The organism is Citrobacter sp. RHBSTW-00671 (genome assembly GCF_014103415.1).
Taxonomy (GTDB): domain Bacteria; phylum Pseudomonadota; class Gammaproteobacteria; order Enterobacterales; family Enterobacteriaceae; genus Citrobacter.
The window spans coordinates 12,814-23,513 of the sequence record NZ_JABXPR010000001.1 but is presented as its reverse complement, the minus strand read 5'-3'; the positions used below and the strand labels follow the sequence as shown (position 1 = coordinate 23,513).

The following is a 10,700-nucleotide window of genomic DNA, read 5'->3' as shown; positions in this document are numbered from 1 at the left end:
GAGAGAGAATAATGAAAGCAGAGTATGAAATGAACCATCGTATTAATAAACTCTCGGTGCTGGCGATGGCGCTGGTATTGGCCGGTTGTACTATGGCGCCGGACTACGAACGGCCTTCTGCACCAACGAGCTCAAGCTATCCTTCGGGAGCGGCTTATGCTCAGGGAACAGTTTCAGCGGCTCAGACTGCCGTGGCTGATATCGGTTGGCGCGATTTCTATCGTGATCCGTTGTTGCAACAATTACTTGAGGTCGCGTTGGCAAACAACCGCGATCTGCGCAAGTCGGTGCTGGATGTTGAGGCCGCGCGGGCTCAGTACCGGATCCGTCGTGCCGATATGTTGCCAACACTGAATGTGGATGCGGGCGCTACCGTGCAGCGTCTGCCCGCAGATGTCAGCCCGAGTGGTACAACGCAGATAACGCGGAGTTATGAGGTTAATGGTGCGGTGTCAGCCTGGGAGCTGGATTTGTGGGGACGGGTTCGTAGCCTCAGCGATCGGGCGCTGGCAACGTACCTGGCGTTGGATGAAACACGGATTGCGGCAAGGCTGAGCCTGCTCGCTGAGGTGACAAACGCTTATCTGACGTTGCGTGCGGATCAGGAGTTGCTGCAACTGGCTCACGATACGCTGAGCACGCAAAAGAGGACTTACGCATTGACCCAGGCGCTGTTTGATGCGGGTAATGCAACGCAAATTGATTTGCGGCGCGCAGAGATTGCGTTGCGTACTGCGGAAGTCAGTCAGGCTGCTTATACGAGGGTGGCGGCGCAGGATCGCAATGCACTGGTTTTGCTTTTAGGGCAGCCATTGACGGCCGAACTCTCGGCCAGCCTGGATAAGGCGAATACCTTGCCCGATGACATCATCCCTTCCGCGTTGCCGGCGGGCTTGCCGGCAGAATTGCTGGTGCGTCGTCCGGATGTCCGTGCGGCAGAGCAGCAACTGCGTGCGGCCAATGCCAATATCGGGGCCGCTCGCGCGGCATTTTTCCCGGCAATCAGTTTGACAGGATCGGCTGGTACGGCCAGTTCGAGTCTGGACGGGTTGTTCGAGCCGGGGTCAGCGGCCTGGAGTTTTGTTCCGCAAATCTCGTTGCCTATTTTCCGGGGAGGCGCTCTGCGCGCCAATCTGGACCTAGCCCAGGTACAAAAGCGCATCGAAATTGCGAATTACGAGAAGGCGATTCAGGTTGCCTTCCGCGAAGTGGCTGATGGCCTGGCGGGCAGACAAACCCTGGACGATCAATTCCGTTCAGAACAATTGTTGGTGCAGGCCAGCCAGGCTAACTATGAATTGGCCTCACAGCGCTTCCGGGCCGGTATTGACGATAATCTGGCGGAGCTTGACGCGCAACGAGCGCTGTTCAGTGCACAGCAAACTCTGGTTCAGACCCGACTGGCGCGAATGAGCAATTTGGTCAATTTGTATAAAGCGCTGGGGGGCGGATGGACAGAAAGCTCTCCGGCTAAGCCATAACTCTCCGGGCAGGTTAACGCCACTGTCTGGCGATAAGGTCGGCAATACGTGGGTGGAGGGATAAAACCGCCCGCGTATTGCATTGTCGTAGGGATAAGGGGTTACGGCGCGGCAACCACTTCTTTTACTGCGAGGACTGCTACGTCTTCGTCTTGTTGCCCGACAGCCGGCAGAAAGCACAACTGAACGGTTTACTTGAAATACTTTGGGGCAGTATATATCCCCACCTCAGGTGAAACGCTTAGTCAGAGAATATAAGCACGAAAATTTTTGGCGATAGGGCTTGACCTTACAACGGTGGCAAGTTCTATCATTGAAGTTACTACAACTAAATAGGATATATATATGCAATTACATCTAGAAAATATGACATGCGGCGGATGTGCCCGGACAGTGACTAAAGTGATTCAAAATATTGATCCTGAGGCAAGTATCATAACTGATCCACCGACTCGTAAGATCGAAGTGAAAACTTCTTTATCTACTGAACAAGTTGCTAATGCTTTACGTGAGGCAGGTTTTCCTCCGAGAGAGTAGTTAACTAAAAATGGTTACCTCCCCGCTGTGGTAACCATTTTTTATCATGTATCCTTACGGTTAGAAGTATTTCTGTTATTATTATGCACCATGGTGGGGTGTTTAGATGTCTTGAGTTGTAGTTTTGATTTAATATGTCTATTACTTAACTCACTAATTTTTTCTCTATGTTAAATGTATTGTGTTCAATATTTATGTGTGATTTACTAAATCATCGGTTTTTTCTTTTAAGGCCTCATTAATGTATCATGTGACGTCAAGTATTTGTGGAGGGAGTATTTGGTTTTTTTTAAATATATTAAGAACAGGGTGGTATGCCAAATTTATCATCATAAAAAGTAAGAAGAGCGAAGTATACGTAAACCAAACGCTGTAAGTTTAAGCATGCCATTTTTGTTCCATGCACTTCTTGATAGCTCCGGGTTTTCAGTCATCAGCCGATACCTCTTCCTGTATCAGGTTATTCAGAGATTCATGAGGCCGCTCGTTATTGTATTACCTCAGCCAGCATAATGTAATTCTCCCGTACCTCATTCTGAGTTCTAAATAGATTAAAATCCAGTATTTATGTCCGATAGCGGCGGTTAAACAGTTCTGCTTTGCATTAGTAACCCGCGTCCCCGGTAGGCGTTGATACGATATGCTTCCCGCAGAGAATGCACCGACTGGTATTTCTGTGCCGGCCTTAGAACTTTTGCTTCAGCATCTCCTGAAGCATCTCCTTGTCCACACTCAGGCCAGCCACCTGTTTCTTCAGTAGCTGATTTTCATCCTCCTGCTACCGCATGTGATTCAGTTCTGAATGAGAAATATCGCCTTATTCCTTACGGTATGTAATGGGATTGTCAGGGCATCGTACAATAGCGTGTTCGACAGCGTGATGAACTACTATCCAGAAGAGCTTGACCGTACGCTCGAGATAATTCTCGATAGCGTGGAGGCTCATATAAAGGTCTATGTGTCGGTCAAGAATCTTGATGCCAGTATGGCGGTAGAAGTACTCAATGAAGTAATATCAGCAAATATTATTGCTATCTAAAAATCAAAGAGACTGATATGTTAGTCTTAAAATAATAGTCAGTTAGAGACTCAACGGACGGAACAAACTAGCTGGCAGTTCGTACTATGCCCATACTATTATGGAATGACGATATTCAATTTATGTCAAATTTTTCAAGTATTCATTCGTCAATTCTGGTTAAGCTGGGATTCGGCCCATCTGACATGTGATGTCGTAGTTTTCCTGATATTTTCGTGGTCATTGTTTATGGGGGGGAGAAGAACCTCGGCGCAAAAGACTGTCGGTGCGGTCTTATTTAAGGTGCTAGGGTTTTCTTTCGCTATACATGATTTTATACTAGCGAGAATATAGATAAAGGATTTGGGAGTGTAATGAATTTTAATGCTGTCCTCATATGCTATTATCCTGCGCTTATAATCCACTCCACTGAAAGTGTAATAGTACATGCTCCTGCTCGTAATCTTCCGGTGATATATCACTCAGGGCTTGAAGCCATTTCCAAGCCAGTAGATGACTCGCAAAACATCATCTGATATCAACATTCAAATATATGTTTCTGATAGTCCACTTTTCGGAGACTCTGCCAGTTCCTGGCGTGTCAGAATGTCCAGTTGATACCAGCAAAACCGCTGATATTGTCTCGCGCTGACACAACAGGACTGTCACTGGTTTTATCCGCAAGCCAGGCATATGAAGCGCCCAGTAGGGTGCCCCAGTGTTCATTAAACTGATGCTGCCAGCTCAGGGTAGTCTGCGTAGCATAAAATCCTGCGCTACGGTTGTATTCCCGGAAACCGGTTGTGCGGCTCTGGGCAGCATTAACGCCGTACCAGGTGTTAATGTACCGGGCGTCACCAAAAAGTGCCGCGCCCTGCAGGGCAACCGTATCTGTGTCGTTCTGCCAGGGCACGAGCGTCAGCGAGGCCTGGTACTGTACCCCCTGTGAATCCGTCAGCGGCAGAGTTGCACGGATTTCCGGGGTAAACCAGCTGTTCACCTGCCAGCCAACAGCAACCTGCGTGTTCAGTGCACCACGGATGTTTCCCATTCCTTTCAGTTTGTCAGAACCATCGCGCCACGATGAATTTTGATCGGCACGGCCAAAACTGTATCCGAACGCATTTTCAAAATAGAGGCCATTATCCGTCTGCAGGTCATAACCGATACCTTTTGTTGAGTCGAAGAAAAACGCGCCTTTACGGACCTGCAGGGAAGGCATCACTGTCCAGTGCTGCTTATCCGCGCCACTGTAGCGGGGGGCGTTTTCTCCCATTATCCCCACCGTCACTCCATCCTGATTGCCGCTGTCGGCAATAGCGGACCCGCAGGTCGCTGCCAGCAGGATCACTGTACACCCTGTTACAGACGAATACGTTGCCATCATATATCCCTCGTTTTATGTTTATGCATTACGGTAAGCTGTGACCCGCCCGGCCACCCGCAGTGGATTATGACGATGCTTTATCAAGACTCAGCGTGGAAACCATCAAGAAACCATCAAGGCAGAATGAATGAACACAAAACGTATTCTGATTATCGAGGACGACCGGGATGCGGCGAATGTGCTCGAAGCCTATCTTCGTCGTGAAAACTTCGGGGTCATACTGGCCCATGATGGAAAAGCAGGACTTGAAGCCGCCCTTACCCAGCATCCTGCACTTATTCTGCTTGATATCATGCTGCCGGGTATGACCGGAACAGAAATACTCAGCCGGCTGCGCCGCGAATCCGATGTTCCCGTGATAATGGTCACCGCAATGGGCGAGGCCCCGGACCGTATCGGGGCCTTACGCTTCGGTGCGGATGATTATGTCGTCAAACCTTATCATCCGGGTGAGGTCGTGGCCCGGGTGCAGGCGGTGTTACGGCGTGGGGCGGCAGCGCATGCTAGCGCTGAAAATTATCGCCGGGTGGGGGCCGTTGAACTCAACCGGGACACCATGTCAGTCGCTGTTATTCACGATGAAAACCGGGTGCACCTTGAGCTGACCCCCACCGAGTTTTCACTGCTGGACATGATGATGACCCGCCCCCGGAGCGTCTGTTCCCGTCAGACGCTGCTTGAACACTGCCTGCCGGAAAGTGATGCGCTGGAGAGGGTGGTTGATACACACATCTATAACCTACGCCGCAAACTGGAAAAAGCGGGGGTCAGCGGTGTGCTGACCAGCGTGAGAGGGATCGGTTACCGGTATCTGCAGCCATGAAAAAAAGAGAGTCCCGTTCATTATGGCGCTGGATTTGCGTCAGGGTGTTGTCGCTGGCGGCCGGCAGTGTCGTGCTTATCGCCCTGTGCATGTGGCTGCGTTTTGCCCTGCTGGATGCCTGGGTACAGCATCGGATGCCGGAGGCGGTACGACAGGAATTTCTGCATCTGCGGGAAAATCCCGATCTTAATCGCATCCGTTACCATGAAATTATTGATGACTGGTACGGACTGCAGTTCTCAGATCCGTCCATTGCGTCAACAGACTGGCTGACGCTGGGAGGGCTGGTCCTGTTTGTGACACCGCTGATAATTATGCTCGGTTTGCTGGCCGCCCGGCCTCTCGCCCGGCAGTTCGGTCTGCTGACGCGAGCCTCCGCAGCGATAGCGCAGGGGCGTTTTACCACTCGCTCAAAAATGGATGCAAGTGCGCCCTCTGAATTGATGTTGTTTACGCAGAACTTCAATACCATGGCCGAAAGACTTGAACGTTATGACCGGGAATTACGGGCATCTCATGTTGCAGCCGCGCATGAACTGCGCTCTCCACTGACGGCCGCGGTGGGCCGTCTACAGGGAATGATGGACGGCGTATTCCCGGCTGATAAAGCGCAGATGAATATGGTGATGAACCAGCTCCTGAGCCTCAGCCGTCTGATTGATGATTTGCACCTGCTCTCACTGGCTGATGCAGGGCAGCTTACGCTGAATAAACAACGCTTCTCACCCGCCGGATTACTGCAGGAAAAGATTGCCTGGCTACGGCCACAGGCTACCGCCGGGCATTTCGGTTACGACACGGATATCCCTCCGGGAGAATGTTGTGCGGACCCGCTGCGAATCGGACAGGTCTTTACCATTTTAATGGAGAACGCACTGCGTTACGCGACGGAAGGCGGGAAGCAAACGATACAGGGTTCCGTTCAGTCAGGCTACTGGACGTTCTCCTTCCGGGATTACGGCGCGGGCGTCGAACCGGATTTTCTGCCGGTGATGTTTGACCGGTTTACCCGTTCTGATGTTTCCCGTTCCCGTCATTCAGGAGGCAGTGGACTGGGTCTGTCGATTGCCAGAGCCATTTGTGAGTCTCACGGCGGAACGCTGACCGCCAGTATCCCGCAAGAGGGGAACGGACTCCTGTTTCGGGTGAAACTGCCCGTATGAGTTTTCTTTTTCACTTTTCTTGACCAAATCTTGATGGTTCGTCGAACGTATCTGGACACACCTGCGGTTTACTCATGGCAGCATTTTTTCCGGAGGCTGCCATGCCATCATATTCATTCATCCCCCTGATAGCGTCTTTGCTTTTCTGGCGACGGGGCTCAGCCCTGGTTTTCGCCCTCGCCCTGCAACTGACCGGCTGTGATAATGAGCCGGTATCCCGCCATGTCCCACCAAGACCGGTGATGACCACGGAGGTATCTGCCGGCAATCATGGTGGGCAGACGCTGATGACCGGTGAAATATTGCCCCATGAAGAGACGATTATCGGCTTCCGTACCGATGGCCGGATGGTGAAACGACTCACGGATGTGGGGCAGTCAGTGGTTGCCGGGCAGGTACTGGCTGAACTGGATGATACCGATTTGTGTAATCAGTACCGCAGTGCTCAGGCGGTAGTACAGGAAGCCGGGGCAAGCGTCAGGCTTGCTGAGATAAACCTGCGACGCATGACGCTGCTTGCCCCGCAGGGTGCGGTTGCCCGGGTTCAGCTTGACGAGGCCCGCACAAACCGCGACACGGCAACAGCAAAACTGCAGAGCGCTCAGGCCGACCTGAGCAGTGCAGCGGACCGTCTGGGGTATGCGCGACTGCTCTCACCGGTTACCGGGGTGGTCACCACCGTCAGCGCCGGTCCGGGACAGGTAGTGACCACCGGACAGGAAATCCTGCGGGTGGCGCAGTCAGGGGCCCGTGATGCGGTCTTCAGCGTACCGGGGGCTCTGGCTGACACCCTGAAACAGCAGCAGACACTCACCCTGCGTATGGCGGATAACCCGTCGGTGTCGGTAACCGGAACGCTGCGTGACATCAGCCCGCAGGCCGACACACAGACCCGGACCTGGCGGGTACGCTATGACCTTGAGAATGCACCCGCGGTAATGGCTATGGGGGCGACGGTCACCGGGTCATTACCCCTGGGCGGCAGTGAAGTGTTTCAGGTACCGGCATCTGCCCTGACGAGGAAAGAACAGAAACCGGCAGTGTTCGTGGTGGACACCGGCAAAAATCGCCTGCGCCTGACACCCGTTGACATTGCGGCCTATATGACCGATTCGGTGCTCATCCGCAAAGGGCTGACAGCCGGTGAACAGGTGGTCACTGCCGGGGTCAGTCAGTTACGTGACGGGGAAAACGTGCTGACGGAGAACCAAAAATGAAAAATGTTATGCACGCTTCCGGCGGTTTTAATCTTTCTGCCTGGGCACTGGCCCACCGACAACTGGTGGCTTTTCTGATGCTGATGGTCACGGTGACAGGCGTCATGAGCTTTCTGAATCTGCCGCGCAGCGAAGATCCGGCGTTTACCATTAAGACCACCGTGGTGTCGGCACAGTGGCCGGGCGCAACGGTAAAAGATACCGTCAGTTTCGTCACCGACACGCTGGAGAAGAAGCTCCAGGAAATCCCACATCTGGATTATATCGAGAGTTACACGCGTCCGGGCTCGTCGGTGATTTTTGTGAACCTGCGTGATGACACACCGCCGTCAGAGGTTGCGGGTATCTGGTATAGCGTGCGGAAAAAGATGGACGACATCCGGGCATCCCTGCCGGACGGCACCACCACCCCGGCCGTGGATGATGAATTCGATGATACATACGGCACAATTTATGGCTTCACGTCGGACGGCTTCACTCCCCGGCAGTTACGCGATACCGTCGATGATATCCGGACATCTCTGCTGGCTGTTCCGGGAACAGGGAAAGTTACGCTGCTGGGTGACAGCGAACAACAGGTGGTGATTGCTTTTGATCCACTGAAACTGTCGGGAATGGGACTCGATCTTCAGCAGGTGACGGCGGCTCTGCAGGCACAGAATGCCGTCACGCCCGCCGGACGTATCCGGACATCACAGGAAAATATGTCGGTGGAAGTCAGTGGCGCCTTCACATCCGTGGACAGCCTGCGGCAAATTGTGCTGCATACCGGAAACCGTTTTATCCCCCTCACCGATTTGGCCACGGTCACACTGCAGCAGGCAGATCCGCCCTCACCGGAGTTTAGGGTTAACGGTAAACCAGCACTCGGGCTGGCGATTTCGATGGCTCGCGGTGGAAATATTGTTGATTTTGGTCGGGCGCTGAACGCGACGATGGACAGGATCCGCACGCATCTTCCTTACGGGATCAGTGTGGAGAAGGTGGCAGACCAGTCGGCCGTAGTCAGTGACGCGGTGGGAGGATTCGTCCAGGTGCTGGTTGAGGCCGTTATTATTGTGCTGGCCGTTTCTTTTGTTTCGCTGGGCAGCCGGGCAGGTCTGGTGGTCGCCGTGGCCATTCCGCTGGTGCTGGCCATGACATTTACCGGGATGGAACTGGCCGGAATAGGGCTACAGCGAATCTCCCTCGGTGCCCTGATCATTGCACTGGGACTGCTGGTTGATGATGCCATGATCACCGTAGAAGCCATGGTGTCGCGGCTTGAGGCTGGCGATGCCCTGAGTGTGGCCGCCACGCAGGTATTTCGTACCACCGCGTTCCCGATGCTGACGGGGACACTGGTGATGATTGCCGGATTTATACCGGTGGGATTTGCGGCATCGAGCGCAGGAGAATACTGCTACTCCCTGTTTGTGGTGGTACTGACAGCGCTGCTGAGCTCATGGCTGGTTGCGGTTCTTTTCTCGCCGCTTACCGGCGTCTGGTTACTGCCGGAACAGCATTCACATCAGTCACATAAGCACAGTTTCTTTCACCGTCATTATACCCGCCTGCTCGACCGGGTGATGCAGCACCGGCGCAAGACACTCGGTTGTGCCCTGGCGATACTGATATTGTCCGGGGGCGGAGCCCTGCTGATGCAGGGTGAGTTTTTCCCAGCGTCCGATCGCCCGGAGCTGCTGGTGAGCCTGACTCTGCCGCAGAATGTCAGCCAGGCACAGACGCACCGCGACGTCCTGAAGTTTGAAGCGAAGTTGCGCGATAATCCTGATATTGACCATTACTCAAGCTACATCGGTTCCGGCGCTGTGCGTTTTTATCTGCCGATGGATGTTCTGCTGCAGAAAGAGAACATTGCCCAGCTGGTCGTAGTGGCGAAAAATGAAGCGGCGAGAAACCGGCTGCAGAAACAGCTTGAGCAGATCCTGTCGAAAGATTTCAGTACGCTCACAACCCGGGTATCCACACTGGAGCTGGGCCCTCCGGTGGGCTGGCCGGTCAGATACCGGGTATCCGGGCCGGATAATACCCGTGTACGTGAACTGGCCACGCAACTGGCAGGGATGATTGCCCGCAATCCCGATACCCGGGGTGTCAATCTGACGTCCGGTGAACCGGAGCGGGTCATCCGTCTGCGGGTGGATCAGACGCAGGCGCGTGCCACCGGCATGACGTCTCAGTCACTGGCAGGAACGCTTGCCACGCTGTTTTCCGGAACCACCGTGACCACCCTGCGCGACCGTAACCGCCAGATTGATGTGGTGCTGCGGGGAAATGAAGCCTCACGACAAAACCCGGCGTTACTGAATGCTCTGATGCTGACATCATCGACCGGGAATAAAGTTCCCCTGGGACAGGTCGCCACGCCAGAATGGACGCTGGATGATCCGGTTATCTGGCGTCGGCAGCGGTTGCCGTTTATCACGGTTCAGTCGGATACCGCGCCCGGCGTTCGTGCAGAGACCGTGTCATCGGCACTCTCTCCGGTGGTTGCCGGTTTCCGGGAGAGTCTCCCGCCGGGTTACAGTGTGGAGGAAGGTGGAGTGGTTGTGGAATCGGAGAAAGGAAACAGCTCAGTGTATGCGGTATTGCCTGTCACGCTGATGGTGATGCTGTTACTGCTGATGATTCAGTTACAACGCTTTTCGTCGATGCTGCTGGCCCTGCTGATGGCACCGTTTGGTTTGCCTGGGATAGTTGTGGCTATGCTGCCTTTTGGCATACCGATGGGGTTTGTGGCGCTGCTGGGGATCATTGCACTGGCCGGGATGATCATCCGTAATGCCGTCATTCTTATTAGCGAAGTGGATGTGGGGATGAAAAATGGTTTCACTGCGGATGAGGCGATCAAAGTCGCCGCGCTGCACCGTTCACGCCCCATCATGCTGACCGCTTCGGCGGCCATTCTCGGGATGCTGCCGATTGCCCGGGATGTTTTCTGGGAACCGATGGCATTTGCCATTATTGGTGGGCTGCTTTCAGCCACACTGGCAACGCTGACACTACTGCCGGCAGCAATAAGTCTAATCTTTCACTGGAAACCGTATCCCTGACGAGTCCTGCCGTATCAT

General features: G+C 53.7%; 7 protein-coding genes. 6 read left to right on the top strand and 1 reads right to left on the bottom strand.

Annotation, left to right across the window (positions count from 1 at the left end; translation table 11 throughout):
• The first annotated feature begins 11 nt into the window (after positions 1-11).
• Positions 12-1,481 carry an efflux transporter outer membrane subunit gene (locus HV261_RS00115; protein WP_032950086.1) on the top strand — a complete coding sequence of 490 codons (1,470 nt, stop codon included), beginning with the start codon at positions 12-14 and terminating at the stop codon, positions 1,479-1,481.
• Between the two features lie 345 nt (positions 1,482-1,826).
• Positions 1,827-2,018: a heavy-metal-associated domain-containing protein gene (locus HV261_RS00110; protein WP_016154448.1), complete on the top strand. Its 192-nt coding sequence runs from the start codon at positions 1,827-1,829 to the stop codon at positions 2,016-2,018.
• 1,619 nt (positions 2,019-3,637) lie between these two features.
• On the opposite strand, the gene HV261_RS00105 is transcribed toward HV261_RS00110, so the two are convergent.
• Positions 3,638-4,423 (bottom strand): MipA/OmpV family protein, encoded by a 786-nt coding sequence (locus tag HV261_RS00105; RefSeq protein ID WP_016154445.1) that lies wholly within the window; start codon positions 4,421-4,423, stop codon positions 3,638-3,640.
• 127 nt (positions 4,424-4,550) lie between these two features.
• Between HV261_RS00105 and HV261_RS00100 the strand changes: the two genes are divergently transcribed.
• From HV261_RS00100 to HV261_RS00085, 4 genes are all read left to right on the top strand, one after another.
• Positions 4,551-5,246 carry a response regulator gene (locus HV261_RS00100; protein ID WP_032950081.1) on the top strand — a complete coding sequence of 232 codons (696 nt, stop codon included), beginning with the start codon at positions 4,551-4,553 and terminating at the stop codon, positions 5,244-5,246.
• Complete coding sequence (locus HV261_RS00095; protein ID WP_009652412.1) at positions 5,243-6,409, top strand: sensor histidine kinase; 1,167 nt, start codon at positions 5,243-5,245, stop codon at positions 6,407-6,409. Before HV261_RS00100 ends, HV261_RS00095 begins: the two co-directional genes overlap by 4 nt.
• A 101-nt stretch (positions 6,410-6,510) precedes the next feature.
• On the top strand, positions 6,511-7,626 hold the full coding sequence (locus HV261_RS00090; protein WP_032950079.1) for an efflux RND transporter periplasmic adaptor subunit: 1,116 nt from the start codon (positions 6,511-6,513) through the stop codon (positions 7,624-7,626).
• Complete coding sequence (locus HV261_RS00085) at positions 7,623-10,682, top strand: efflux RND transporter permease subunit (RefSeq protein ID WP_080685893.1); 3,060 nt, start codon at positions 7,623-7,625, stop codon at positions 10,680-10,682. Before HV261_RS00090 ends, HV261_RS00085 begins: the two co-directional genes overlap by 4 nt.
• The last annotated feature ends 18 nt before the right edge of the window (positions 10,683-10,700 follow it).

Coding starts and splice junctions, on each gene's coding strand:
- HV261_RS00095 (WP_009652412.1), top strand. CDS start 5,243: ATGAAAAAAAGAGAGTCCCGTTCATTATGGCGCTGGATTTGCGTCAGG.
- HV261_RS00115 (WP_032950086.1), top strand. CDS start 12: ATGAAAGCAGAGTATGAAATGAACCATCGTATTAATAAACTCTCGGTG.
- HV261_RS00085 (WP_080685893.1), top strand. CDS start 7,623: ATGAAAAATGTTATGCACGCTTCCGGCGGTTTTAATCTTTCTGCCTGG.
- HV261_RS00100 (WP_032950081.1), top strand. CDS start 4,551: ATGAACACAAAACGTATTCTGATTATCGAGGACGACCGGGATGCGGCG.
- HV261_RS00110 (WP_016154448.1), top strand. CDS start 1,827: ATGCAATTACATCTAGAAAATATGACATGCGGCGGATGTGCCCGGACA.
- HV261_RS00105 (WP_016154445.1), bottom strand. CDS start 4,423: ATGATGGCAACGTATTCGTCTGTAACAGGGTGTACAGTGATCCTGCTG.
- HV261_RS00090 (WP_032950079.1), top strand. CDS start 6,511: ATGCCATCATATTCATTCATCCCCCTGATAGCGTCTTTGCTTTTCTGG.